The organism is Paraburkholderia sp. LEh10 (assembly GCF_017814945.1).
In the GTDB taxonomy this organism is placed as follows: Bacteria; Pseudomonadota; Gammaproteobacteria; order Burkholderiales; family Burkholderiaceae; genus Paraburkholderia.
In genome coordinates, this window is record NZ_JAGIPX010000039.1 from 58099 (window position 1) to 84077 (window position 25979).

At 60.4% G+C, this 25979-nt stretch carries 25 protein-coding genes and 6 pseudogenes; 18 read left to right on the forward strand and 13 right to left on the reverse strand.

All coding sequences use genetic code 11. The features are described from left to right. The first annotated feature begins 22 nt into the window (after nt 1-22). Complete coding sequence (locus tag J8I87_RS27855) at nt 23-685, forward strand: hypothetical protein (RefSeq protein WP_209935303.1); 663 nt, start codon at nt 23-25, stop codon at nt 683-685. Between the two features lie 28 nt (nt 686-713). Here J8I87_RS27855 and J8I87_RS27860 read toward each other — a convergent pair whose 3' ends face one another. Then, nucleotides 714-1676, reverse strand: coding sequence for a universal stress protein (locus J8I87_RS27860; protein WP_209935304.1), 963 nt, complete (start codon nt 1674-1676; stop codon nt 714-716). A 231-nt stretch (nt 1677-1907) separates the two neighbouring features. Here J8I87_RS27860 and J8I87_RS27865 point away from each other — a divergent pair, with 231 nt between their 5' ends. The 8 genes and pseudogenes from J8I87_RS27865 to J8I87_RS27900 all read left to right on the forward strand — a co-directional run bounded on the left by J8I87_RS27865 (nt 1908) and on the right by J8I87_RS27900 (nt 9785). Next, nucleotides 1908-2558 (forward strand): BON domain-containing protein, encoded by a 651-nt coding sequence (locus tag J8I87_RS27865; RefSeq protein WP_209935305.1) that lies wholly within the window; start codon nt 1908-1910, stop codon nt 2556-2558. An 84-nt stretch (nt 2559-2642) separates the two neighbouring features. Then, nucleotides 2643-3113: a hypothetical protein gene (locus J8I87_RS27870; RefSeq protein ID WP_209935306.1), complete on the forward strand. Its 471-nt coding sequence runs from the start codon at nt 2643-2645 to the stop codon at nt 3111-3113. A 43-nt stretch (nt 3114-3156) separates the two neighbouring features. After that, the gene (gene ppsA / locus J8I87_RS27875; RefSeq protein ID WP_209935307.1) at nt 3157-5595 is read left to right on the forward strand and encodes a phosphoenolpyruvate synthase; all 2439 of its coding nucleotides are present in this window, start codon (nt 3157-3159) and stop codon (nt 5593-5595) included. Nucleotides 5596-5604: 9 nt separating this feature from the next. Then, a complete protein-coding gene (locus tag J8I87_RS27880; RefSeq protein WP_209935308.1) occupies nt 5605-6639 on the forward strand; it encodes a 1-phosphofructokinase family hexose kinase in 1035 nt (344 codons plus the stop codon). 327 nt (nt 6640-6966) lie between these two features. After that, nucleotides 6967-7233: a hypothetical protein gene (locus J8I87_RS27885; protein WP_409518812.1), complete on the forward strand. Its 267-nt coding sequence runs from the start codon at nt 6967-6969 to the stop codon at nt 7231-7233. Between the two features lie 87 nt (nt 7234-7320). Continuing rightward, nucleotides 7321-8811: a PAS domain-containing sensor histidine kinase gene (locus J8I87_RS46065; RefSeq protein WP_209935309.1), complete on the forward strand. Its 1491-nt coding sequence runs from the start codon at nt 7321-7323 to the stop codon at nt 8809-8811. Nucleotides 8812-9074: 263 nt separating this feature from the next. Beyond that, nucleotides 9075-9209 (forward strand): annotated as a pseudogene (locus tag J8I87_RS27895) (IS701 family transposase); the annotation flags it as partial. Nucleotides 9210-9434: 225 nt separating this feature from the next. Beyond that, nucleotides 9435-9785, forward strand: a complete 351-nt coding sequence (locus J8I87_RS27900; RefSeq protein WP_245254199.1) for an ester cyclase — start codon at nt 9435-9437, stop codon at nt 9783-9785. A gap of 248 nt (nt 9786-10033) precedes the next feature. On the opposite strand, the gene J8I87_RS27905 is transcribed toward J8I87_RS27900, so the two are convergent. Next, entirely contained in the window at nt 10034-10624 is a 591-nt protein-coding gene (locus tag J8I87_RS27905; RefSeq protein ID WP_209935310.1) for a hemerythrin domain-containing protein, read from the reverse strand. A 504-nt stretch (nt 10625-11128) separates the two neighbouring features. Here J8I87_RS27905 and J8I87_RS27910 point away from each other — a divergent pair. The 5 genes from J8I87_RS27910 to J8I87_RS27930 all read left to right on the forward strand — a co-directional run bounded on the left by J8I87_RS27910 (nt 11129) and on the right by J8I87_RS27930 (nt 15178). Continuing rightward, nucleotides 11129-11818 carry a CBS domain-containing protein gene (locus J8I87_RS27910; protein ID WP_209935311.1) on the forward strand — a complete coding sequence of 230 codons (690 nt, stop codon included), beginning with the start codon at nt 11129-11131 and terminating at the stop codon, nt 11816-11818. Nucleotides 11819-12364: 546 nt separating this feature from the next. Beyond that, on the forward strand, nt 12365-12712 hold the full coding sequence (locus J8I87_RS27915) for a hypothetical protein (RefSeq protein ID WP_209935313.1): 348 nt from the start codon (nt 12365-12367) through the stop codon (nt 12710-12712). 244 nt (nt 12713-12956) lie between these two features. Then, a complete protein-coding gene (locus J8I87_RS27920; protein ID WP_209935314.1) occupies nt 12957-13400 on the forward strand; it encodes a universal stress protein in 444 nt (147 codons plus the stop codon). Nucleotides 13401-14241: 841 nt separating this feature from the next. Then, on the forward strand, nt 14242-14514 hold the full coding sequence (locus J8I87_RS27925; protein WP_245254200.1) for a hypothetical protein: 273 nt from the start codon (nt 14242-14244) through the stop codon (nt 14512-14514). Between the two features lie 469 nt (nt 14515-14983). Continuing rightward, the gene (locus J8I87_RS27930) at nt 14984-15178 is read left to right on the forward strand and encodes a hypothetical protein (RefSeq protein WP_209935315.1); all 195 of its coding nucleotides are present in this window, start codon (nt 14984-14986) and stop codon (nt 15176-15178) included. Here the strand turns inward: J8I87_RS27930 and J8I87_RS27935 are convergent. Continuing rightward, nucleotides 15146-15424 (reverse strand): hypothetical protein, encoded by a 279-nt coding sequence (locus J8I87_RS27935; protein WP_209935317.1) that lies wholly within the window; start codon nt 15422-15424, stop codon nt 15146-15148. The genes J8I87_RS27930 and J8I87_RS27935 overlap by 33 nt on opposite strands. Before the next feature lie 188 nt (nt 15425-15612). On the opposite strand from J8I87_RS27935, the gene J8I87_RS27940 reads away from it, so the two are divergent. Then, nucleotides 15613-15954 (forward strand): zinc ribbon domain-containing protein YjdM, encoded by a 342-nt coding sequence (locus tag J8I87_RS27940; protein WP_209935318.1) that lies wholly within the window; start codon nt 15613-15615, stop codon nt 15952-15954. A 565-nt stretch (nt 15955-16519) separates the two neighbouring features. Here J8I87_RS27940 and J8I87_RS27945 read toward each other — a convergent pair. Further along, on the reverse strand, nt 16520-16732 hold the full coding sequence (locus J8I87_RS27945; RefSeq protein ID WP_209935319.1) for a hypothetical protein: 213 nt from the start codon (nt 16730-16732) through the stop codon (nt 16520-16522). Between the two features lie 203 nt (nt 16733-16935). Between J8I87_RS27945 and J8I87_RS27950 the strand changes: the two genes are divergently transcribed. Next, nucleotides 16936-17157, forward strand: coding sequence for a hypothetical protein (locus J8I87_RS27950; RefSeq protein WP_209935320.1), 222 nt, complete (start codon nt 16936-16938; stop codon nt 17155-17157). Nucleotides 17158-17389: 232 nt separating this feature from the next. Here the strand turns inward: J8I87_RS27950 and fdhF are convergent, their stop codons facing one another. The 8 genes and pseudogenes from fdhF to J8I87_RS27985 form a co-directional block, all read right to left on the reverse strand. Next, nucleotides 17390-20056: a formate dehydrogenase subunit alpha gene (gene fdhF / locus J8I87_RS27955; protein ID WP_209935321.1), complete on the reverse strand. Its 2667-nt coding sequence runs from the start codon at nt 20054-20056 to the stop codon at nt 17390-17392. Next, nucleotides 20044-21495: an NADH-quinone oxidoreductase subunit F gene (locus J8I87_RS27960; protein WP_209935323.1), complete on the reverse strand. Its 1452-nt coding sequence runs from the start codon at nt 21493-21495 to the stop codon at nt 20044-20046. The genes fdhF and J8I87_RS27960 overlap by 13 nt, the downstream gene beginning before the upstream one ends. A gap of 286 nt (nt 21496-21781) precedes the next feature. Further along, nucleotides 21782-21916: pseudogene (locus J8I87_RS27965) on the reverse strand (cold-shock protein); the annotation flags it as partial. A 400-nt stretch (nt 21917-22316) separates the two neighbouring features. Beyond that, nucleotides 22317-23006 carry a CBS domain-containing protein gene (locus tag J8I87_RS27970; RefSeq protein WP_209935325.1) on the reverse strand — a complete coding sequence of 230 codons (690 nt, stop codon included), beginning with the start codon at nt 23004-23006 and terminating at the stop codon, nt 22317-22319. 591 nt (nt 23007-23597) lie between these two features. Further along, a pseudogene (locus J8I87_RS46070) lies at nt 23598-23729 on the reverse strand (sulfite exporter TauE/SafE family protein); the annotation flags it as partial. 63 nt (nt 23730-23792) lie between these two features. After that, nucleotides 23793-24248 carry a YeeE/YedE family protein gene (locus tag J8I87_RS27975; protein ID WP_209935326.1) on the reverse strand — a complete coding sequence of 152 codons (456 nt, stop codon included), beginning with the start codon at nt 24246-24248 and terminating at the stop codon, nt 23793-23795. Between the two features lies 1 nt (nt 24249). Next, complete coding sequence (locus J8I87_RS27980; RefSeq protein WP_209935328.1) at nt 24250-24684, reverse strand: YeeE/YedE family protein; 435 nt, start codon at nt 24682-24684, stop codon at nt 24250-24252. 9 nt (nt 24685-24693) lie between these two features. Further along, the gene (locus J8I87_RS27985) at nt 24694-25014 is read right to left on the reverse strand and encodes an ArsR/SmtB family transcription factor (RefSeq protein ID WP_209935329.1); all 321 of its coding nucleotides are present in this window, start codon (nt 25012-25014) and stop codon (nt 24694-24696) included. Nucleotides 25015-25097: 83 nt separating this feature from the next. Between J8I87_RS27985 and J8I87_RS45015 the strand changes: the two are divergent. Together J8I87_RS45015 and J8I87_RS45020 are read left to right on the forward strand one after the other, a co-directional pair. Then, nucleotides 25098-25190 (forward strand): annotated as a pseudogene (locus J8I87_RS45015) (MBL fold metallo-hydrolase); the annotation flags it as partial. Nucleotides 25191-25219: 29 nt separating this feature from the next. Continuing rightward, nucleotides 25220-25336 (forward strand): annotated as a pseudogene (locus tag J8I87_RS45020) (alpha/beta hydrolase); the annotation flags it as partial. Between the two features lie 177 nt (nt 25337-25513). Here J8I87_RS45020 and J8I87_RS27990 read toward each other — a convergent pair. After that, nucleotides 25514-25979 (reverse strand): annotated as a pseudogene (locus J8I87_RS27990) (ISNCY family transposase); the annotation flags it as partial.

A 25979-nucleotide genomic window follows, 5' to 3' on the forward strand; every position in this document is an offset into this window, starting at 1 on the left:
CGAACGAGGAGAGGCGATCGTCGTGCAGTATCTGGTCATCCTGTTTGTAGCCGTTTTCGTGCTGAATCTGATGCCGGCGTTCGCGCCGCCGACCTGGCTCGCCATGTCATGGATCGGCTTCCAGAAGCCTGAGGCCAACCCGCTATTGATCGCACTCGTGGCTGCCAGTGCGGCGACGGTTGCGCGTCTTGTGCTCGCACGCAGTGCGGGTTGGCTGGTTCGAAGCCGGTTACTGCGAGAAGCGGACCGCGAAAACGTCGACATCTTGAAGTCGCGTATCGGCCAACACAAAGCCGCTGCGGCGGGGGCGATCCTGCTCTATGCTTTCAGCCCGCTACCGTCCAACTATCTCTTCATCGCATACGGGCTCATGCGGGCCAATCTCTGGCTGATCGGCGTCCCGTTCTTTGTTGGACGCGTGGCCAGCTATACAGCTTGGGCCAGTCTCGCACAGTGGGCACATGGGGTTCTGGACCTGGAAACGGAGTTAGAGGGCGCGTTTCTGAGTCTTTACTTCATTGGCTCCCAGTGCGTCACGCTCGGACTGCTGGTGCTGTTCGTCCGGCTGGACTGGAGGCTGCTGCTGCACAAACGACAATTACGTCTGAGGCCTGCTCGCTGGAAAAGGGAACGGAACGACGAAAACAAGGAAGAGAAGCCTCCGTCGGTGAGAAAGGCGCCGTAGCTACGGCGCGGTCTCACGGGCCACGCTGTCAGGCCATAGCAGCCATTGCTTCGCTGTCGCGAACAAGTAATACAGGCGTATCGGCGAGCCGCACCGTGCGGGCCGCTACGCTGCCGACAAGCCAGCGTTCGAAACCGCGCCGGCCATGAGTGCCGAGAACGAGCAACTCGCCTTTCCAGTCCTGAACGTCGCGTACGATCGCGTGAGGGATGTCGTCCCCGCTTTTATTTGTCTTGAGCAGTGCCGTCTCAGCGTAGCGCCCCTGCTCGGCGCAGATGCGCGCCGCACGTTCGAGGGCGGTGCAGCCCTCCTCGAGCCAGGCGCTTTCCAGCAAGTCGATGGCCGCGCCATCCAGCACGTGGCTCGCACGATCCACGACATAGACCGCGCGCAATTGGGTATCCGGGGTCGCCAGTTGAAGGCCCGTTCGCAATCCCACGATGGAACAGGCGCTGCCATCCAGTGCAAAGACCATGCGTTGAGCGGGCTTGTCCGTTGGAACGCGAGTCTCCTCCGGAACCAGCAGCAACGAGCAGTTTGCGCGGCGCGCAACAGGTTCGGACACAGTGCCTTCGACCCAGCGCAGCAGGCCATGATGGTGCCGCATGCCCATCACGATGAGATCGGCGTGCCAGTGCGAGGCGGTGTCGAGCAAGGCGTCGGCCGTGTTTCCACGATGGACGGAAAGATCGACCAGGCCGAATTCAAGCTTCGTCCCGGTAAACATGGCCTCGATCCTGGCGAGCGCGGCGCGAGAATCACCCACGATTTCGTCCCTTGCAGAAGCGAGAAAGTCTTGCGTCGTTGCGCCGAGTGGAAATCGCGTGCGCGGGTTCTGCGCGACCGTGACGACCCTGATCGTCGCGCGGTCAGCGAACAAGGTCTTCGCGTACTCGGCCGCCCGTGTCGTCGCTTCTGAATCGTCGACCGCCAACATGACGCGCTGGAACGCGCGGCCGACAGTTGATTCCCCGCTGGATGCTTGCGCCATGATGCTTCTCCGTATTGAGCGAGCAGTTGACGCATCGATTCTCCGTCGAAAAGAGCGCCTTCGATTGATCGTCGTCAAGTGACCCGGGGGCTCGGATTTATCGTCCGATGCAATGGTGGCACAGCGACCTGATTGACCTCGATCAACCGCGCGGGATGCGTGCGGATTAGTCTGACCGTGTGAACCAGGTGTTCAGTTCGCGAGCGGAAGCACTTCAGGAGAACCGTTGCCATGAAACCGGACAGTCAATTGCGTCGCGAAGTAGAGGAAGAGCTGGCGAACAATCCGGGTATCGACACGAACCGGATAGGCGTCGCAGTCGCGGATGGCATTGTCACGCTCAGCGGTCATGTCTCGGACTATGCACAGAAGGTCGCCGCCGAGAAATCAGTGCTGCGGATCGCCGGTGTGGTCGCGGTGGTCGTGCATATTGACGTGACGCTTCGCGAGACCGATCAAAGGACGGACGAAGACATTGCATTGAGCGTGCGAGCCGTGCTCGACTGGATCTCAGGTCTCGAAGAAGACGCCATCAAGATCAAGGTGGCGCAAGGATGGGTGACGTTGAGCGGCAGCGTGAAGGACGGTTACCGCAGCCATATTGCGGAGAAACATATCGGGCATATGCGCGGCGTGACGGGCATCACAAATAACATCAGAATCTCGGGTTCTGCTTCTCCGACCGACATCGAGTACAACATCCGCAAGGCCATCCAGCGTCATACGGATCGAGAAATGAAGCATCTCGACGTTCGGGTAGATGGGGGAAACGTCACGCTGTCGGGCCACCTCAGCTCTACGATTGAACGGGCGATCGTATGGGGTGCTGCGCGCGCCACGGCAGGTGTGAAAACCGTGGTCGATCGTATTGTTATTGGTTGACGAAACTTCGGCGCAATCACGTGGCTGCGCCAGCAGGAATGCTCCCGGCATGAATGATGTGACAGGCAATGATTGGAGGCACATATGAACTGGCTGACGGAATACTTCGCGCAAGGAACTCGCAAATTGAACCTTTCCTTGTGGGCCTATCCACCCGCTGTCATCGGTCCCGATGGTCCCATCGTCCAGTCTGCCGCGCTATGCGCTCCTTATCCTGGCATCGAACTCGTGTTCACTCCCGCCGGGCAGGCCCGGTACGGCGACAGAACTTACGATTTGCCTGCGCGATACGACAGCACAGGTTCGATGGGCGAGTCATCTGCGGCAGAAGCGCAAGACAATTCGAGCTTCTTTCGCGACGTTTCGATTTTCGCGCCATCGCATCTGAACGGCGAAGCCGTCATCGTCATCAACCATGCGTTCTCGTTCACGCCGCTATTTGCGGCCGACGGCACGCCAGGCTTCGTCGGACAGAGCATGCCCGACTCGGACGACTATTTCCGCGCCGGCCAGATGAAGCTTCCGTGGATGTTCGCGGGATACGTCAGCATCTGAGCGGACGCCGCGACATGGCCGGATCACGAGCGAGGAGCAGGCAATGAGCAGAAATGAAACGGAGGTCGTCTGGTTCGACGTATTGCGCCGTGCGGATGTGCCGACCGTGGGCGGCAAGAACGCATCGCTGGGAGAGATGATCGGTTGCCTCGCCGGCAAGGGCATCAGCGTTCCACCCGGCTTCGCGACGACAGCCGACGCGTACTGGCGATTCATTGACTCGAACGGACTGCGCGAAACCATCTCAACGCTGCTCGCGGAATTCCGTGCCAACCGCCGGTCGCTCGTTGATACGGGGGAAACGATCCGCCGGGCAATCCTTCGGGGCGAATGGCCTGCTGGCACGACACGAGCCATTTGCGATGCGTATGCCGAGCTCGCTCGCCGCATCGGCGTCGACGATCCAGACGTCGCAGTGCGCTCGAGTGCCACGGCCGAAGATCTGCCGGATGCGAGCTTTGCGGGGCAGCAGGAGACCTTGCTCGCCATTCATGGCACGCGCGCCTTGATGGATGCGTGCCGCCGGTGCTATGCGTCGTTATTCACGGATCGAGCAATCAGTTATCGCGAGGCACAAGGTTTCGACCACATGAAAGTTGCACTGTCGGTCGGCGTGCAGCAGATGGTGCGTTCAGATCTGGGTGGCGCGGGCGTCGCGTTTTCGATCGATACCGAAACGGGCTTCGACAAGATCGTATTGATCAGCGCGGCGTGGGGGCTCGGTGAGAACGTCGTGCAAGGCACCGTCGATCCCGACGAATATGAAGTATTCAAACCGCTTCTGCACAACGAAGCCTTCGCACCGATTGTCGGCAAGAAGCGAGGAAGCAAGCTGAAAAAAATGGTGTATGCGAAGGGCGGCGCGCATTCGACGAAAAATGTGCCGACTTCGAAGGCGGAGCGAGCTACGTTCGTCCTCTCCGACCGCGACGTGCTCACCATTTCGCGCTGGGCGTGCGAAATCGAATCGCACTACGGGCAGCCGATGGACATTGAATGGGCAAAGGACGGACTGACAGGGAACATCTTTATTGTTCAGGCGCGGCCCGAGACCGTGCAGTCGCGGCGCGAGGCAACGGCCGTCAAGACCTTCCTGCTGAAGTCGGCGGGACGCGAACTCGTCACGGGGGTGAGCGTCGGTCAGGCGATCGCTGCCGGAAGCGTGTGCGTCATTGACAGCCCTCTCGAGATGGACCGTTTCGTCGACGGCTCCGTTCTCGTGACAGCCTCGACGGATCCCGACTGGGTGCCCGTGATGCGGCGCGCCGCCGGTATCGTAACGGACCACGGCGGCCGCACGTCGCACGCGGCCATTGTGAGCCGCGAACTCGGCCTTCCTGCCATCGTCGGCACGGGTAACGCCACGCGGGTTTTGCACGACGAGCAGGAAGTGACGGTGTCCTGCGCGCAAGGCGAAGTCGGGCGCGTATTCGAAGGCATTGCGGACTATCAGGTCGAGGAGATCGACTTTGCGGCGATCCCGCAAACCCGCACCCAGGTCATGCTGAACCTTGCCAATCCCGATGCCGCGCTGCGCTGGTGGCGTATGCCGGCCGACGGCATCGGATTGGCGCGGATGGAGTTCGTGATCAGCAATCACATCAAGATCCATCCGATGGCGCTCGCCTGCTTTGACCAGTTGAAGGATCCCGAAGCGGCCCGGACGATCGCCGCAATGACGGAAGGGTACAGCGACAAGACTGAATATTTCGTCGACCGTCTTGCCTGCGGACTCGGCCGTATCGCGGCCGTGTGTTATCCGCGGCCCATGGTGGTGCGTCTGAGCGACTTCAAGACGAACGAATATGCGCATCTGACAGGAGGCCAGGCCTTCGAGCCGATCGAGGAAAATCCGATGCTCGGTTTTCGCGGCGCATCGCGCTACTACTCCCCGCGCTATGGTCCCGGTTTTGCACTCGAATGCCGCGCGCTGCGCCGTTTGCGAGTGGAAATGGGCCTGAGCAACGTGATCGTCATGGTGCCGTTTTGCCGGACACCGGACGAGGCGGATCGTGTTCTCGACGCGATGGCGGCCAATGGCCTCAGGCGCGGCGAGGATGGACTGCAGGTCTACGTGATGTGCGAAATCCCGTCGAACGTGATCCTGGCCGACGCGTTTGCGCAGCGGTTCGATGGATTCTCGATCGGCAGCAATGATCTGACGCAGCTCACATTGGGCGTCGACCGTGACTCCGCCGAACTGGCATCGCTGTTCGACGAGCGTAACGAAGCAGTGCGGTGGATGATTCGCGAGGTCATCGAACGGGCACATCGTGCTGGCGCGAAAGTCAGCCTGTGCGGCGAAGCGCCGAGTGTGCATCCCGAGTATGCAAGCTTCCTCGTGGAATGCGGCATCGACTCCCTATCCGTGAGTCCCGACAGCTTCATCGCTGTCAAACGGCATGTCGCGCAGGCAGAAGCGTCGAAAGATTCGACCGGCGACGAGGTGCCTGGAACGGTAATTTCTGAAATGGTGCGGTAGGGTCTTGCCATGATCGACATTCTCACAGTCACCCTGAACCCCGCGGTCGATTTATCGACGGCAGTCGACCGCGTCGTCGACACGCACAAGCTACGATGCGAAGCCGCGCAGCGCGATCCAGGCGGCGGCGGTATCAACGTTGCGCGGGTGCTGCATCGCCTCGGCAGTGAATGCGTCGCGCTGTTTGCCGCCGGTGGAGCGACGGGCGGCATCCTCAGCGGTTTGCTCGATAGCGAGAACCTTCGCACTCACTGTATCGATATCGAAGGCGAAACGCGGGAGAACTTCTCCGTCATGGAGACGTCGACCCGGCGCGAGTACCGCTTCGTGTTGCCTGGACCAACTCTCGCGGCCGCTAAGTGGAGTGAATGTCTGCGCAGCGTGTCTGCTCATGTGGGCTCTGCGCGCTTTCTCGTCCTGAGCGGAAGCCTGCCCCCGGGCGCACCGCCAGACGCCTACGCTCAGCTCGCCCTCGCGGCCACCGCTGCGCGGCCGAATATCCGCGTCGCCGTGGATGCATCGGGCCCCACGCTCGCGGCGGCACTCGATGGCGGGCATGTCGACATCGTCAAGCCGAGCCTGAACGAACTGCGCGAGTTGACGGCGCTGCCGCTGAACGACGTCGAGGACCAGATTGACGCCGCACGGATGTTGATCGCGGAACGCAAGGCGAGGATGGTTGCGCTCACGCTGGCCGACAAAGGTGCGGTGCTCGCGACGCGCGACGAGACATGGTTCATGCCTGCCCTGAAAACGGAAGTCCGAAGTTCGATTGGCGCGGGTGACAGCTTCCTCGCAGGATTGATCTGGTCACTCGATCACGGAGCCGTTGCCGGCGAGGCGCTCGCATACGCGACGGCGGCTGCCGCGGCGACGATGAAGCAAACGGGTACGCGGCTTTGCGATGCACGAGACGTGGCGAGTGCGTACGCAAAGGGCGAGCGCGCTGTACCGGCGCAAGATGCCGCGCGCTATTCGCATCGTGCACCGGGCGTTGACGCCGTCGAAGCTGTATTGACGGCCGGCAGGCGCACCCGCGCTTGATGAAAGCGGAACGTCGATCCGTCCGGTCAGCCGAGCCCAAATCGTCGGACAAACCAGGTCTTGCTCAAATGCGTCAATGCTGCGTAGCTTGGAAGGATCAGGAGCAGGGCGGGCCAATACGTCCACGGCAATGGCGTGAACCCGGTGTTCGCGTCGATTGCGGACAGCATGGCGACTGCACGCTTGAGCGTCGTATCATGGCTTGATCAAGGTCAATTGCGACAGTCCAGACCGCCGTACATTCGATGTAATGGCAGGTCAGCGAAATTGCTTTGATGCCTGTTCTGCCTGATTCCTGCATTAACTGCGGCCTGCCAAGGAGAGCAAATGATGAACGGACCGTTCGTGACAGAAGCGCCGGGAGCGGCGACGGCCGATGAAATCCGTAAGATCATCGGGCCTTTCGAAGACGACGTCGTGATGAAAATCATGCGCATCACGCCCACCGTCGACGACGTCAGGCGAGCCTATTCATGGCTCAGATCGGACGAGTACCTGCAGCGGCACCTCGCACACAATCTGCCTGCACCCTCTGCCAGGGTTTTCGAAATTCTCGCTGCTGAGTATCCGGAACTGGGCGACCCTGTGCTATGACTGGATTCCTGCTGTGCTGACGTGGAAGCGACCGTCGTGCCTGGCCGGTCGGAGAATCAGATATTGTGTTGATGACGGGAGGCGGCTGTGAGCAGCACGAGCGCCCCAGGCAAGATTGACGAAAACGCGGTGCCCGGAGGCATTGCTTCTGGGGAACATCGCTATCATTTCGCCATTGATATCGACGGCGAATTCGCTATCTTTACGCTCGACACACACGGTCAGGTTGAGACGTGGAATGCCGCAGCCGAACACATCACGGGATATGGGGCGAGTGAAATCCTTGGCAAGCCGTTTTCGGTACTTTATCCGACCGTTTCGGCGGATGTGGCCGTCCCGTCGGACATTCTGGCCAGAGCAGTGACGACCGGGCGAGCCTATTATGAGGGCTGGCATGCACGCAAGGACGGAACCCGGTTCTGGGCCAGCGTATTGGTCATCGCGCAGCGACGTGAGCAGGGCGATCTTGCTGGGTTTGCAGCCGTCACGCACGATTATTCGCAGCGTCATCTGATTGAGGCAAAACTTCGCAGAAGCGAGCAGCGGTTACAGGCGATGATTGACAGCGTCGAAGACTACGCGATCTTCATGTTGAGTCCTACGGGCGAGGTCGCTTCCTGGAATACGGGAGCTCAGCGAATCAAGGGCTATTCCGCCGGCGAAATTATCGGCCGTCATTTTTCCGTCTTCTATCCTCCGGAAGCGCGGGCGGCGGGCCTGCCCGAACGCATGCTTGAGACTGCGTCCACTCAGGGCCGTTCAGAAGCCGAAGGATGGCGTATCAGGAGCGATGGCTCGCGTTTCTGGGCGGACGCTATCATCACTCCCATTCGCGACGAGAAGGGAGCGCTTCGGGGCTTCACTAAAGTGACGCGTGATCTGACCGAGCATAAACGGCTGGAACAACTCGAACATGTAGGCGAACTCGCCGCGGCGACTGAACGGGCGCGAGAAGAGGAAAAGAAGAGAATCGCCAGAGAACTGCACGACGACCTCGGTCAGCGGTTGACCGCCTTGAAAATGACCGCCGTCATCCTGCAGCAGGAGGTCGAAGCTGGCCATTACAACCCGGAAACAGCCGCGCAGGCACGCGGGCTGGTCGCGCAGACCGACGATACGATGAGCGCGGTCCGACGCATCTCGTCGGCTCTGCGCCCCACCATGCTAGACGATCTGGGATTGCTGCCCGCCGTAGAGTGGCTGGCGGATGAATTCAGCAGGCGCTATGGGATCAAGGTCAACACCCGTCTGTCGGCGGGCGAACTCGAGTTCAGCGATACGGCTGCGACGGCGATTTTTCGCATCGTTCAGGAGGCGCTGACGAACGTGGCACGTCATGCGTGTGCGACAGAAGTCGTCGTCACAATTGAGTTAGAAAATAACGAGTGTGAAGTCCGTATCGATGACAACGGACTCGGTGCCGCTCCAGCATCCTGCGACAAGCCGGTCTCATTTGGTCTGCTGGGCATACGCGAGCGCGTCCGGCAACTTAACGGTTTCGCGTGGCTGGGAAATAAACCTGACGGCGGATTTCGTGTCCAGTGCAGATTCCCGATCGACGCGATCGTCCGCCGTTGAGGCCGGTTTTATACGGGGAATGTCTGTCCTGCTACGACGGAAACTGAGGAAGCCATTTCACTGCTCGCCCATATCTTCCAGCGAGCTCGAACCCGAATTGATAAATCAAGTGCGGCACGCCTGCTTCCTCCTATCGTAGGTTTCCCAGCGGCCCTCTGGTTTCAGCTCCCGGTTGTCTGGTGTCGGTGCTGACATTGAAACCCGGCAGTTGCGAAGCTGGAACCCTCGGGAAGGCGACGCCTCGCGGGTCGTTTTTCTCCTGTCCGGTCTGGGTCAAGGACCTGACGCTCGAGCCATCCTGCTATCACACGGTTCTGTGGCGCGAAGGCTCGCGGGCTGCACTGAGTTCCCGATTCGCGGCTGTGCAAGTGCGCCGCTCACACCCTGATTATTGGCGGGGCCGCATTGCTGTGACTATCTCGCGGACCACGTCTCAGGTGGTTCCCCGGCGCGCCCAAAACACCGCTGCTGCATAGCGTCTCACCCAACCAAGGATCGTCGTGTGGGCCCGCGACAGGCCGCGCTCAGACATCATCTTGACAACGTTGCAAACAACCTCGTCCAGGCTCATGCGATTGCTCATTCGCGGCGCTGTTATCGGTTAGCCCATCACTAGAGCGGAGTTGAACTCCTCATTTGCACTAGATCCATTTGCCGCGTGCGTTGAGCGCCCCGGTGAGCGCGTCGAGCTTGCCGCTTCAACTCCTCATTTCGTCGGGGCGTCTGCGCTGCCGGACATGGACATCCAGATCCTGGATGTATTGATTCACGGGAACATGGTTGGCGTGCGGGCAAAAGTCAGGGGAACGCAGTCTGGGTCCCTGATGGGCATCGCAGCGACATCCAAGCCAATCGAGTTTGCGATTCACTCCTTTCACGAGTTCCGCGACGAACGGATAGCGAACACCTGGCATCTCGAGGACTGGCTAAGTGTCTTCCATCAGCTCGGAGCGCTGCCGCCCAGTCTCGATTGACCACGCAGTGTCGGCAGGTATGCCGCTTTTGTGGGCATTTCCGTTGCCCGGCAAGTTCGGATTGCATCGAAACTCTAACCCCTTGGGGTAATCGTCCTTTTGGTGCGAAAAATGGCGTGATGTTGAGCGAGTCGCCGATCCTGTTGAGCGTGTAACAATCGGGCTGGTCGCGTGCCGAAAGGCCGCAACCAGGCGATTCTCGCGCCATCCTTCTCCCAGTGCCAACCACTCGACAGCGCCTGATAGGCTCAAGGAGTGTGAGTGTGTGGTGGCGCTCCCCGGTCTCTGGACACCTGCGCATCAAGACCAATTTGCGTGCGTAGCATCTCGAAGCGCTCGAGTACCTTGTCTCCGAAAAGCGGATCGGGGCTAGCCGGAACGGTGGCATCGACTGCCGCCCAGTCTTGATCTGATAGCACCTGCGCGGCGCGAGGCATCACGTCGCGCTCTTCAGTGGACATGTGGTGTCGATAGTACACGAGGTACGTGGCCGTGGCAGCCTCCAGCACCGCGCGCTGGATCACGACATCCTCCGCCGCTTCGTTGATGCGGGTCAGGAGCTCTTCGCCGGCCGTGGCAAGCACGCGATGCTCCTGCAGGAGCCGGTTCACGACTGAACGCGCGTCAGGATCTCGTTCGGCGAGCCGCGCATACGCAACATCTTCCCGCGGATGATGTACACGATCGGAGAAGTTCCGCATGTAGTAGAGGATGTCGCTCATGAGAGCGTAGTTCGGGCTCTCGCCGCGGTGAAAAACAGCTATCTGTTCTTCCAGAATATCGAGCAGTCGCGCGAAGTTGACGTGCTCGGCATGCCATGTGGCGAGTGGATCAGCCATGGCGCCCTCCAGGGAAACGGGTCAATCCAATAGATGCTTGGGACGAAAGCGGAGGCGCAAGCCTTGTGCACGCAGCGGTCGACTGCGCCCAACCGAGCCAGCGTTATTAAAATGCTACCGGTTCAAATCCGGGACGGGCTGACGCAGGTCAAAGCGCTCGCGGATGTGGCAACCGGTCCGACTGCAAACGCGACCGCAACACGACGCGCCGCAGCGACCGCGAGGAGGGGGCACAAGGGCAAACCGTTGACCCAAGTCAACATGACGGGTGCTGCCCGTCCGTAGGCTGAACCAGCAGGTTGTTGGCGCGGCGCTGCGCAAACGGCAAAGCGAGGTGCCGCGTGCCGCCGGAAATGTCGGACCGAGCAACCGGTTTCGGCGGGGTCTCACAAACCGTGACCTCGCGCCGGACGTCGCCCTGACGACATCGGATTGAACCAACTGCGCGTTCTCAAGTTTCAACGTAAGTCCTAGCGGCGCCGACGCCAGTGTAGGAGGCCAGCAATGCGCGCTCTCGATGTAATGACCACCCCGGTCATTTCTGTAAAACCAGAAATGACGGTAGCCGAAGCTGCAAAGGTCCTGGTGGACCATCGCATCAGCGGTGTACCTGTAATTGACGAAAAAGGCAGTCTCGTGGGAATGCTCAGTGAAGGCGACCTGATTTGCCGTGGGGAAATCGGAACCCAGAAACGGCACCGCTCGTGGTGGCTCGAACTGTTTTCGTCGGCTCGCGATGCAAAGGATTACATCAAGTCGCACGGAAATCGGGTTGCGGAGGTGATGACAACGGACGTCATTTCGGTTGATGAAGCGACATCTCTCCGCGAGGTCGCGAACATCCTCGAAAAGAGACGCATCAAGCGCGTGCCGGTCATGAGGGCCCATCAGGTCGTTGGCCTTGTCAGCCGCGCCAATCTCGTGCAGGCCTTAGCGAGTGCCGGCGCGGAGCCCGCACCGCAGGTGATCCCGACCGACCGCGAGATACGGGCTATGCTCATGGGAGAAATTGCGGACCATCCTTGGGGTTTTGCCGGCCAGAATATTTTTGTGCGTGACGGCGTGGTTCACCTGTGGGGAGTCTACCGATCGGCTGCGGCAATGCAGGCCATGCGCATCGCCGCGGAGCGCGTTCACGGGGTGAAGCGTGTCGAGGACCACACCGAACCTTATCCGGCGGACTCTGGGATGTGAGACGAAAGGCTTGAGGTCGTGGGGGCGAGGGCAGTGCCGCCCGTTGGGTGCGCATCGTCGACGGGAACAGGCGGGACGTGCCATGCAACGGCAGTGCGAGCGGCGAGGTCGTCGTGCGCTCCCTGGCCCACGCGAGGTTATCTGAACACTCTGGACGCATCTGCGCGCGCCTGTGGGAGGGCGGTTACTCACACAGGACGTCGCGTGCATTGATCAGGATCCTATCTGCAGATCACCAATCGCACCAAGGACGTGATCAAATCGGGCGGTAAGAGGGTGTCGTCGCTGGCGGTCGAGCGTCTGATCTCGGCGCATCCGGCAGTGGCTGAGTTACCGGTCATCGGATCAAGGATGGGAGGTGGGGTGAGCCGCTCGAGCCGCACATATGTTGATGCTGGTCAACGAAACTGCGAGCCCGGCGCATAAAGTGATAAGCATGTACGCGCCTTCCCCATCTCCCTTCAGGAGGCGAGAATTCTACAGGCATGTTTGGTGTGAGTCCGCGACGCAGGATGAGTGGATAATCGTCGAATCAGGAGATTTGCCATGCCAGTCAGCCAGATGAAGAATTTGTATCGCGGACCCGCGTCGCGTGACACAGCGAGCGGACATTGCCTCGCTCGCGCGACGCCTGGCGAGTCCGTTGCCGGTCGTCGCACAGAAAACGACGCTACAGACTCCAATGCGTTAGCAGTGGTCTTTTATAAGGAAATTCTGGATCATTGCGGTTTTCCGCACCAATGCGAACTGATGCGCGTCTCGATCTCACCTGCTGTGCAGGAAGAGGCGGTAATCGACGCGATCCACAAGTTCGAGAGGTTGCAGAGAGTGAGTCACTGGAAATGCGCTGCCGACGGATATGCAGTCGTAAGAGGCACGCCGCGAGGCAACTGATTTGGGGGTGCTTTCCAGAACAGGCATGAGTACAGGACCAGATCCGAAAGCGAACGCTTATATGTTTTTCTGTTAAAAATTCAAGAGGAATCCCGAATTCGCAACAGGTCTTTCGGTGTGGGGACGGTCGAAGTTCCCGAATCGGTTGGATGCCGATCGCGCTGGATTGTGAGCACAACGCAGGCGTGGCACTGAAGGCATTGCGCGGAATCTTGGACATCTGCTTCGCGCCGGGAGGGAGAACATGTTCAAACATCTGCTGGTGCCGACCGATGGGTCGGCACTGTCCGAGAAAGCCATCCGCATGGCCGTAGGCCTCGCAAAACAGTTCGACGCGAAGATTACGGGGATTCATGCGATCCCGGAATTCCACCTCTTGACATATGACACGGAGATGCTGGCCGACACCCGGGCCGAATACGCCCAGCACGCGAAGAACCATGCTGAACGATACCTAGCCTTTATCGAGCGTGCTGCCACGGACGCAGCGGTTCCATGCGATACGACCTGGGTGGCGAGCGATCATCCTTACGACGCGATCATCCGCACCGCGCAGGAACGGCACTGTGATCTGATTGTCATGGCATCGCACGGCCGGCGCGGCGTGGAAGGACTTCTGATTGGCAGCGAGACGCAAAAGGTCCTTATCCGCACCCGGATTCCCGTGTTGGTATGCCGCAGCCAGTGACGGTGGTGAACAACGGTCCCGGCCGTACATGCCCGGTCACGCGCACCGGACCGTTGTGGTGCCATGGTGGCTGTACACGTATGCCGAATCGCCATTGGCCATTCCCGGTTGCACGGCGTCCGCCGGGACATGGCGAGCGTGTCGGCAGCCGCAGTAGCGTATTAGATGTGCGCAAGGTCATACGTACCAGGTCGCACAGCTGACAGCAGGCGGGTCGAGTCGCAACCGCCTGGTTCGGGACTAGCGGGACGGGTCCCGCTTCTCCTTGACAGCGTTCGCCCTGTCTTTCCGCCAGCTCAGAAAGTTGGTCACGGCAGCCGCAATGAGTGTCTTTTCCGCAGTAGCTGGCGAAGGCGTTGCCGGTCGGTATGGGAAAGCGGATGGGAATGGGACTGCCGGGGCGCTCCCCCGACAAGGCTCGTGATGCGCTGTTCGACTGCACGACGGTTACTTGCGGCAGCTGGTTCGCCGACATGTAACGTACGAAAAGAGCGGCGGTAAGGCAAAAAAAAAGCCCACAAACAGGCCAAGGAATAGCCGACAGAACAGCTCAAGCCGGGTGGAGTGTGCCACGCCTGCCTCCGTCTTCGTCGACGGTTGCCGTACTCTTATAGCGTGCCAGAATCTCGCGGAATGGACATTCCCGGGTTTGAAAGGCACGAAGGCGACCAGCACGTACGCATCAACCTGCTCGACAACCTGAGCGGGCTGCATGCTGGCCTGTTCGACACCGACACGGCAACGCGGATAGTGCAGCACCGTGAGCGTGACGATCGCGCGGCTGCGATCGTTGCCGGCGTCGCCGCCGCATGGTGCAGGCAGCCGGAAGCGCGGAGGCGACATGACATTGAAAGCGCAGCGGTACCGGGACAAGCTCCTGAAGGAAAGTCGGAAGGGTTTTTGCGGCTACCCGGTCGCAACGGTTGCCTTCTATGGACCCGACGATACGCGAGCGACAAAGGTGTCGGTGGGCATCATCGCTGACGAAGATGCAAACGCCGATCCCGTTGAATGGTGGTTCCCTGAGGTAGATGAATTGGTGCAGCCATCTCTCTCGATGCCCTGCCTGCTCCTGATCAGCGGCGATATCAGCCAGACCGGCTTCAGCCGATGATCTCGCCGCTCCAACGGTCGCGGTTACGCCAGAACGGACACAGCGGACAGGTTTCGCCTTCCGGATAGTCGATGCTTCCTCGTGCGGACACCCGATGATGCGATCGACGGCGACCACCGACCTGGCGCCCTGCTGTTCGATAAACCGGACATCAATTTGAAACAGGCAGGGTGATTGCGCCAGGGCAATGCCTGCGCCACAAACCTGTCTATCATCAACCGGATTCAGGCGTGGGAAGACTGAAATCGGCCTTGGAGGGGTTAGGTACTCTGATCGCTGCCGCATCTGTCGGAGTGCGGTACTGTCCAATATGCAGGACGCCCCGGATTGTCGCGCCCCCGACGCTCCCTCTACCCTCGACTTCCCACGCCATTTGCAGCGAATGCGCCACCGGCAACGCGCCGTCACAAGCGGGCGCGTTGGCCGACGCAATGCATACAGCACCTACTCGAGCTATCAGGAGGCAAGCATGCTCAGCGCCCATGAATTTGCGACGTTGATGCTGGTAAGGGACTCGGCCGACCACATTGCCGAGCGCGAGGAACTCGATACTTTGCTTGAACGGCAGCTCGTTGCCATGGAGCAGCTTGCCGGCGGGGCTGTACGGCCACGCATTACACAGGAGGGCGATTCACTTCTTCGTCACTTGGCGCGTATGCACTGACAGGTCTAACCCTGCCGGGTGTGGGCCGGGACGCCGGGCGATGGCGAAAGGAAAACGCTGCGCGCGAGCCGCATAGGAGCGCCAAGGCGGTGAAGAACGTGTCGAGCAATGAGCCGTATTTCGTTGCTTGCCGTGACGAATCCCGAACAGGTCGAGCAGGTCGCTCACCAGGCACTTCAACTGCCGCACGACGAGTTGCTTGGTGGTCGCGCCAGTGCCGATAATACGAGAGGATGCGATGATCAAATCAGGGTTGCTTACTTACACTCATTCTCCCGAACTGGTGCGTACTTAAGATGTCATCGTCAACGCCTTCAGCCATCCCCAAAGCGCACGCTCAACATTGCCGTCGCAAGCGCTACGGGATGAACAAGCCGCCAGCCAGCGTTATACTTTCAACCTTTCATTGCTTCGTCTGGCACCAAGGATTACACATGAGCGCATTGCCCCGTTGTCCAAAATGCAATTCCGAGTTCACGTATGAAGACGGAGGCGTCTACATCTGCCCGGAGTGTGCCCATGAATGGTCGGCGCACGCAACCGTGCCGATCGAAACGGTTGAGAGGGTTTATCGCGATTCCGCCGGGAATGTCTTGCAGGATGGGGATACCGTCACTGTCATCAAGGACTTGAAACTGAAGGGTTCGGCTGGCGTGGTCAAGATGGGCACCAAGGTAAAAAATATCCGGCTGGTGGACAGTGACCACGATATCGATTGCAAGGTCGATGGCTTTGGTGCCATGAGCCTGAAATCGGAATTCGTCAGGAAGGCGTGACCAGGCGCATGGCGCATGAGAATGGCGGCTGTTGGCTTCTGCCGGCTGAGCCGCCCCTGAGGCATTGTCAACTTGCCGAGAGGGAGACGGCACGACGGCAGATGTGAGAACTGGCCAGATAGCGGTCAACGGATTTTGGGCGACGACGCAAAGATAGAGATCGAGAATTCGGTTGAGCACCTGATCTCGCACGATTGAGGGGTCAACGGACTTTGATCGTCCCGATTCACGTGACGGAGATAAATAACCGCCAGTCGTTCAACAGATGCAGTGAGTGCAATCCGAAACAACAGCGCACACGGACGCCCTGACTCGTCTGGATAGGTCAGGTCGAGAAATGGTGTTTGATAGGGCGTGCGAAGCTCAGCGCGAAGAGTTGTGCCGATCCGGACGAACCCGCACACCCAAGCCTACGGAGCAGGGGGCAAAGTCAAGTAAAGCTATCTTTAAAAGATCGCCTCGTGTGACTTTAGCCATATACAATGGTCTTGTGTTCCGGTACGGGGTTCGCTTCATTATTGGACCATGCAGCCGGTATGGCATCGGTCGCGTTCAACCCGTAATCCTACGGACACTCAACGACCGCGTCGATCTCGTCGTTGATGAGATCGCGCACGTATGCGTGCTCGTCTGGCCTGAACCGACGCCATGCGCGATCGGCGAAGTGGTGCAGTATCACGACGGATTGCGTATCGATCTCAATGGCGATGCGGATCTTCAAAAATGGATCGCTTGCCCATGGAGACCCCCATCGGCCAGTCAGAAGTTTCGCGCCCATCTTCCTCATCCACAATTCCGATCAAGTCAGTTTACCGCGCTCGGAGGCGAGTCAAGTCCGGCTCCTGATATCACCCTCGTACATATCCTGGTTGTCGGGGTCGCGGCGCGCTGCCGAATGATCAAGCAGTGGCTGGTCTCTGCGGGGCGATCTGACACGGATGAGCAGTACAATTTTGTGACCGGATACTGGAGGGCATAACCATGAACGCGGTCCAGGACTACCGTGATTGGAAGCTGGATATCGAACCGGTTGCCGCCGGGGGAATGTACACAGCCAAGGCCACAATCTCGCGGTCGAGCACGGACTCGGACGACGGATACTTCAGCTACACGTTCAAGAATCTCGGCGTGTCGGACACACCTGAGGGCGCTATCCAGTGGGCTGCTGACTGGCTGCGTGGGTGGATTGACGATAACGCGTAGGCCGGTACGTGGCCGGGGTACGATGGGTCGGCAATCGATGCTCTTACAAGGTGCCACTTTTTGATCCCGGGCTGTGGCTCGAATGGGTAATGACGGTGACGTTCCGCTGCTGCTACGACTGTCCGCGGCCGACCCCACAAGAGACGTCCAGCTTTCTCGATAACGGACACTCGCACACGGGGTCGACTTCTATTGGTGGATCTCAGTGTTCCAGCACGCGTCGCATTCGTTGTTAACGACCTTCAATCGCGCGCTCCACCCGCACCGCGGTTACCTTGTATTCGGGTGCGTGTACCTGCCGGTCGCGCACGGGGGAAGTAAGGCGGTTCACGAACAGTTCAGCCCGGTGGAAGGTGGTGAACAACTGCCCCGGCTGGACATGCCCGGTCACGCGTAGCGGCAGCGTCGTCGCGCCGTGGCGGCTGTACACGTGTACGGAATCGCCGTCCACCATCCCCAGTTGCGCTGCATCCGCCGGGGACATGTCGAGCGTGTCGGTCGGCCACAGTTGCACATTAGGCGTGCGGCAGCTCATCGTGCCAGCGTTGAAGTGATAGAGCGTGCGGCCAGTGGTCAGAAGCAAGGGATAGGTATCGTCGGTGGTTTCGGATGTGGGTATGAAGTCGATCGGTGCCAATGCTGCGGTCTTGCCGATCGGAAAGCGCGTCCGGTGTAGGATGGGTGTGCCCGGGTGCTGCTCGCTCGGGCAGGGCCAGTGAAGGCTTTCTCGTTCCAGCCGGTCGTAGGTCAGACCGGCCGCCTCCGGCCACACCGTGCGCACTTCGTCCCAGATGGCGGCCGGGCTGTCGAAGCTGAAACCCTCTGCATGGCCGAGCCTTGCGGCGAGCGCCAGAACGATCCACCAGTCCGCCCTGGCAGCGCCTGGCGGCGACACCACACCGCGGATGCGCTGCACCCGCCGGTCCGCGTTCATGAAGGTGCCGTCTTTTTCGAAGCACGACGCCGCCGGCAGGAATACGGTGCCGAACTCGCGGGCGGTCTCGTTGAGAAACAGGTCTTGCACGATCACCAGATCGAGTCTCGCCAGCGCATCACGGGTGGCGGTTTCGTTGGCAAGCGACAGGTAGACGTCGTAACCGCACGCCCACAACGCCTTGAGCTTGCCGTCACGCGCAGCATCCATCATCTGCAGCAAATCCAGGCCATGCGTGGCGGGTAGTCGGCAGTCCCAGGCGGCTTCGAAGCGCGCCCCGGCCTCCTTGATCAGTTGAGAGCCGGTCAGCGTTACCGGGTCACACCCCATTTGCGCTGACCCTTGAACATTATTCTGGCCGCGCAAAGGGTTGATGCCGGCGCCGGATTTGCCGAGATTGCCCGTCAGCAAGGCGAGATTGATGAGCGTCATCACGCCCTCTGTGCCCTGCAGGTGCTCGGTCACGCCCAGGCCATGGAAACACATCGCCGGCTGGCCGGCTGCATAGATGCGCGCGGCGGTGCGGATGTCCGCCGCGGCAACGCCGCACGCGTCGGCAACCCGCTCCGGTGCGTACCCCGTGATGAAGGAGGCAAAGTCCTCAAGGCCGGTCACCCGTTCAGCCAGAAAGGACTGATCGACCAGGCCTTCCTCGATCACCGTCGCGGCCATGGCATTGAATAGCGGGATGTTACAGCCTGGCCGCACCGCCAGATGTACATCGGCAAGCTGCGCAAGTTCGGTGCTGCGCGGATCCACCACCACTAGCCTGGCCCCATGCAGGACAGCTTGCTTGATGCGCGCACCGACGACGGGGTGGTTCTCGGTCGGGTTGGCGCCGCACAGCAGAAAGGCGTTGGTGACTTCAATGTCGTCAAAGCAATTGGTCGCGGCTCCGGTGCCCAGCATGGTCTTGAGCGCCTTGGCGCTGGGGGTATGGCAGACGCGGGCGCAGCAATCGACGTTGTTGGTGCCTAGCACCACGCGGGCAAACTTCTGCAGCAGATAGTTTTCCTCGTTACTGGCGCGGGCTGAACCCAGCACGCCAATCGCATCCGGCCCAGCGGTCGCGATGATCGTGCGCAGCTGGCTGGCGACGAAACCGAGCGCATCGGCCCAGCTTGCCGCTTGCCATTCCCCGTCGCGGCGGATCATCGGTGTAACGATGCGGTCCGCCGCATGGTTGAACTCGAAGGCATACCGACCTTTCGCGCACAGATGGCCCCGGTTGGTCGGATGATCTGCGGGTCGCACCGTCACTACCCGCCCATCGCTGCTGCCGATGTCCATCTGGCAACCAACGCCGCAGTAACCGCAGGTGGTCCGGGTCCAGTCGGTCGGCTCGAACGGGCTGCGCTTGTCGAACAACGCGCCGGTCGGGCAGGTATCGACGCACGCGCCGCAGCTCACGCATCCGCCAGCGAGCAAAGACGGCCCCTTGCCGGGTGCGACATGGGTTTTTTCGCCGCGTTGCCAGGTCTCCCAAACGAACTGACCCTGCACATCTTCGCAGATCCGCACGCAGCGATAGCAATGGATGCAGCGCTCCATTGCCACGCCGAGATAGGGGTGACTGTCGTCACGGAACAGTGGGGCGAGCGTCGCTCCGCCTGCCGTTAGTTCGTAGCGAGCAAGCAGTTGGTGGAAGGACCGCCTGGGTTCGGCGATGACGGCTTCCGGCGGGTAGTGTGCCGCGATCAGCGCCAGATTGGTTCGACGCAACGCTTCCAGCGCCGGGGTATGCGTGCGCACCTGCATGCCATCCTCGACGGTGGCAGCACAGCTCGGTACCGGCTGAGGCTGGCCCTCGATTTCCACCACGCACAGCCGGCAAGCACCCGCCGGGGCCAGACGTTCGTCGTAACAGGTATGCGGCACTGCCGCACCGGCCTGCTCCAGGACATCCAGCAGGCACATGCCGGGCTGTGCATCGTGCGCAATGCCGTTGATCGTTATCTGAAGCATGCCGACCACTCCTCGCCGTAGTGAGTCTGCAAGGCGCGAGCGAACTCGGCCAGGCCGCGCCCGTGCCCACACAAGCTCGTGGCAGCGAGTGCTTCCAGCAGCGCTTCACATTGAGCCGCGTCGTCACTGCCTCGCCTCGGCACATCTTGCGTGACAGGGGCGAACATTGCCTCCAGCCTCGGGGTGCCCAAGTGGCATGGCGTGCATTTCCCGCATGATTCGCGCGCACCGAAGCGGAATACCTCCTCGACGATGGCTGCCAGCGGTGTATCGTCGGCGAAGGCAATCACACCGCCGTGACCGACCGCGCAACCGATCGCCTGCATTTCCTCGTAACCCAGCCGGGTACCGAGCAGCGCGGGCGGCACGATGCCGGCCAGTGGCCCGCCCACCATGACCCCCTTGAGCTGGCCGCGCCGCAGCCCGCCGCCCAGTTCGTCCACCACGCGCTCGAGCGGAATGCCGAACTCCACTTCGTATAATCCCGGTCTGCGGAACAAGGAATTGAGCGACAGCAGTTTGGTGCCGCGGCTTTGCGAGAAGCCCAAACTGGCAAACGCGTCAGCTCCGTGTGTGACAATCCAGGGTACGGTGCACAGAGTTTCCACGTTCTGCACCAAGGTCGGCAGTCCGAACAGTCCGTGTTCAGTAACCTGCGGCGGTCGCATTCTTGCTTCCGGCCGACGGCCTTCCAGCGCGTTAAGCAATGAGGTCTCTTCGCCGCACAGATAACTGCCTTCGCCGATCACGCATTCCAGGTCAAATTGCACACCCAGCCAGCCGGCTGCCCGCGCCTCGAGCAACGCGTTGGCAAGCACACGTGCCGCATCGGGGTATTCCTTGCGCACGTAAATATAGCCGTGCGTCGCACCCGTCGCATGGGCGGCGATGGTGGCGGCTTCCATCAGGCGGAATGGATCGCCCTCGAGCAGCAAGCGGTCGGAAAATGCACCAGGATCACCTTCATCTGCATTGATCACCAGGTATTTACGATGGGCGTGCTGTACTGCCATTGCTTCCCATTTCCGACCTGCCGGAAAGCCTGCGCCGCCACGACCGCGCAATTGCGCATTGTCGATCAGCCGCACCACATCGTGCGGCGGCATGGATAACGCAGCGAGGCGTGCCACGCCACCACCGCATTGTTGATATTCGGCCAGCCCGCGCACACCGCCCGTGCGCACATTGTCCAGCAACACACTGCGGCGGCTGTGGACCGCGATATGCGGCGAGATATCGTGGTCGGCATCGCTGGGTGCCGCATAGCACTTGCCCAGGCAATAAACAGGTGGGCTCTGCTGACACGCCTTGGCCCAATGCCCGAGGTTGCCCGCGCTGGCGGCGAAGCAGGCCAGACCGTTGCAGGCACAGCCCGCTAGCGGCACGCCGGCCAAGTGATAGAAGCTGCCGGCCGCGGCATGGCGTTGCATCGGCTTCATCTCGTGCTCCTTGCGTATCAGGACATGGTACGCCGCCGTTGAAATGACTTGCCGTGTGATGTCAAGTCGTCTTCGGGAGTATTCGAACCGACAGGCTCACTTATTTATGGAACGCCCTTCGCGCCGATAAGCGCGGTCGCCAATCGCTCAGCTTAGCCATGCCGACCATCATTGCTTTGCTCGTCCAAATCATCGACCGCCGAGCCCGTCCGTGGCTCCGTCGAGTGACACGGCACGATAGATCAGCACTTGTCGAATTTGTTCCCTAACTTACTGACCAATGAGTAAAGCTGACTTTCTGGCCTTCCTGGAGCGACCTTAAACCTTTAGCCTGAATTTCGGAGAACTGCGCAAAGAGGTCTTCGCTGCCGTCGTCCGGCGTGACGAATCCGAAACCCTTCGTGTCGTTGAACCAATTCACAGTACCTGATGTGTGTCAAAGGGCATCGACGCTACGACTGGGGTGTATGTAAATGTCAAGTCGACGCATCGATGCATTGACTCGTGCCAGCGACCGCTCATATCTCTACACTTTCCGCACAGATATAAGCGATCTCCGAGACGCGCGGAAGGTGCCGGCCCGACCACACGCGAGCAAACAAGCCGTCGATGCATGCACTATGACGCCAATAGCTGCAATCGCAGCATCGATGGTGCCCAAAAAGCTCCGACACCGGTTGCGACTTCGGTGCCAAGGATTTTAGTGTCGTTCTCGCCGCTCAATGATGTGCGGGGCCTATCGGACTGGCGTGTTCTGCCAGGTTGTATGCGTGAACTGCGCATCGAGCGTAAGTGCCGCGCCTTGGCCGGGACTTTTCCTATCACATGCCCATTGGCATCGGATAGGCTTCGGTGTGGTCTTCGACGCGCTTTACTCCTTGAATGCCCTCCGCGGCAGTGCGCATGGCCTGGATTGCCGCAGCTGACCGGTAGATTCCCCACAGGTGAACCACGCCGTCGCGCACGAGGATATTCTCGCCTGCGAAAGCCCATGGATGCCCCGCAATTTCTCCCATAAGCATTGCACGTATCTCACGGTCGGTTGGCGTTGTCTCCGCCATGGGCTCGTCGACGGCACTCGCCAGTGCCTGCACGATATTGGCGCGGCTGACAATGCCAACGATTCGCCCTGCGTCCATGACCGGGACACGCTTGATATGTCTGGTCTCGAGGATGTTGGCGACCTCGTGAAGAGATGTCGCTTCATCGATTGAAATGACATTTCTCGTCATTACATCCGCGACAAGCTTGCTGTGCGACTTGACATAGTCCCTGGCATCACGATTCGACGAAAATAGATCAAGCCACCACGAGTGCCTGCGCGCCTCAGTTTCGAGTTCTGCGCGGTGGATCAGGTCGCCTTCACTCAGCATACCCACCACACCGCCGTTTCCATCAATTACCGGTGCGCCGCTGATTCCATGGTCCATCAGGACTTTTGCAGCTTCGCGTACATTCATTTCGGGCTTTACTGAAATCACCGTTCCGGTCATTACATCGAGGGCACGCATTGCTGGACTCCCATGTTGATGTCGCGAGCCGCCGAGACCTACGACGGCATGAAAGCGCGGCTGTCTCAGACCGGCGTCAATCTGAGCCTCCGCAATATTGGGCGCAAGTATCCGGCTAGCCGGACCACGGCGAAACCCATTGCAAGGCAAGACATGGTCGTAGCTCGCCTGGCACCTTCAGACCGGGAAGAACCCTGAAAATCCCACCATACCTTCACCTGCAGGTTCAGCCTACGAAGGGAAAGCCCTCGTCATGTTGACCTGTGTCAACCTTTTCGGTCGGCAAATACTGCCCTTTCAACACAGTCGCCCAGCGAAGCGTCTTGCGGCAGCAGCCAAGGCTACGCCGACCTGCGGTATTGTCTGATTCAGATCAGTTTTCCGTCGAGAGGCCACGGCGGCTTGCGCCTCGAGAATCCGCCGGACCGTCGAGGCGATCGCAATCGAGCAACGGCGACCGGCCATCGTCCGTGTGCGGAGCGGCGCGTTAGCCCAGGAGGGGATTGTGGAAAAAATCCGCATCGTGGTGGATTCACGCAAGGCGCACGCCCCGCCATCATTCCATCGCGGTTCCGGTGGTCGAGCTGGGCCGGGCGCGGCCTCGGCGATCTTCAGATGCAGCACAAACAACAGCAGAGGCACTGCGAGTATGGCGCCGCCTGCACCCGTGAGCGCGAGGATGAGGCCGACTACAAGACCGAGTGCGGCGCTGCTGGCAATCAAGTGTTCCGTCGGGCAATCTCTGTTTATTCAACCGCGAGCCTTAGCGGGCGGCGGGGGCCGCACTCACGCGCGTTGCGTCGCGGCTTTCGTGCGCTCGATCAGTTCGAAGACGGCCATGCCGGCGACCATTGCAGCCACGAATCCGACAGCTTTGGGATAGCCCGCGCCCAGCGCTACGAGCGCGGGACCCGGGCAGAAACCGGCCAGCCCCCAGCCAATGCCGAAGACGGCGCTACCCAGAACCAATCGCGCCGTAATGGTCGTGCTGGCGGGAAGTTGCATCGGCAAGCCGAGATATGACCTGTCAAGGCGTCTGGCTGCGAAAAATGCAAGTGAGCCGACCGCAACGGCGCCCGCCATCACGAAGGCGAGTGATGGATCCCATCGGCCTGCGAGATCGAGGAAACCCAGCACCTTCGCCGGGTTGGCCATTCCTGACACCATCAGGCCAACCCCGAAAAGAAGGCCGGCCAGCAATGCCGTATGCGGCGCGAGGAACGCTCTCTTGAGGGCTGTCATATCAGCCTCCGATCAGGTGACGTTGCACAAAGACAGTGAGAAATCCCGCGACCATGAAGGTTGCAGTAGCGACGAGCGAGCGCACGGACCCTCGGGAGAGACCACATACGCCGTGGCCACTGGTACAGCCGCTGGCATAGCGGGTGCCGATACCGACCACAAACCCCGCTGCAAGGATCGCGCCCCAGCTTGCCTCAATCTCTGCCTGTGCAGGCTTGCCCAGCAGTCCCGCGATGACGGGTGCGCCCACGAGCCCCGCCAGAAACGCGAGACGCCAGTTGACGTCACCGCGTGGCCAGCCCAGCAGGCCCCCGAAGATGCCGCTGATGCCGGCGACGCGTCCGTTGAACAGTATCAGCACGGCAGCCGCCGCACCGATGACGAGCCCGCCTGCCAACGAAAAGCCCGGTGTGAAATGTCCAAGGTCCACCAGCATGACGCCTCCTTACTGCTTCGGGCAGAACTGTTCATAAAGTACGGCCATTACGGCGAGCGCCTGCGGACTCGCCACCGAATAGAAGATGTTCTTGCCTTCCCTGCGAGTAGCGACCAGGTCGTTTTCCCGCAATACGCCCAGTTGTTGCGACAGCGTGGGCTGACGAATACCGAGTTGCTCCTCGAGTTCGCCGACGGACAGCTCGCCTTGCGAAAGCTGGCACATCAGCAGGAGGCGATCGGGATTGGCGAGCACCTTGAGCAGGGCGCATGCATCCGCTGCGCCGGCCTGCATGGTGGCGAGATCGATGGTGAGACGAGGTTTTTTCATAAGTGATGTTCAATCTATGTCAACATATTATGTTTAATAATAGATTGTATGTGAATAGAATGATTTCATTCGTGGAGATAGCCATGCGCCCGACCATTCATCCTTTCTTTGACCCGGCAACCTGGACTGTGACCTACGTGGTGTTTGCAGGGGACCATGCCGGGTGCGCCATCATCGCCAGTGAGTAAAACTGCTGGGCGCGGGTGTATCCGAAGGCGCAGATCATGGGCTCTCCGACGATGTGAGCCAGCGTGCCTACACGGCGCTGGTTGCGAACTGGCTGGGCGAAATGGTCGCGGGCCTGCGCGCCGGCAGCACTTGAGCCGACGACAGATTGCTTGTTGGCCGAGGGACTTGATCCGAATGGTATATAAGCCGATCCTGCGTAAATGTGCGCCCGCTTGCGCCTGCGGCAAACTTGAATAGAGGGGGTAGACAGCAACTAACTGATTTTGCCCGATTTTTAATTGGGGGCACACGTCCGGCGTGGGAGCTTAGGTTTGCCGAACCGCCGGTTGAAGTCGGCGATGAAGGAGGGCGCATACGCATTGGCCGCCTCGCGGGTGCTGATGCCGCGCAGCCGCAGCTCCTTCACGAGGCGATCCTGCAGCGTGAGGTTGGCCCGCTCGACGCGTCCCTTGGCCTGGCTCGTGTTCGCACAGAATGCGTCGATGTTCAGTTCGTACAGGGCCCGGCCGAACTGCGTGACCCCTTTGCCCGCCGTCTCCGAACGCTGCTTCACATAGAACACGCTGGCCTTGTCGCTGTAAAACGCCACCGGCTTGCCGTGCGAACCCAGATACTTCGCCAGCGCCTCGAAGTAGCTGAAGGTCGACTCGGAAGCCGTGAAGTGCAGGGCCATCAGCCGTCCGGTCGCGTCGTCGATGAACACCAGCAGCGTGCACGCCGGCGCCCTGTCCTCGAACCAGCGGTGATCGCTGCCGTCGATCTGGATCAGTTCGCCC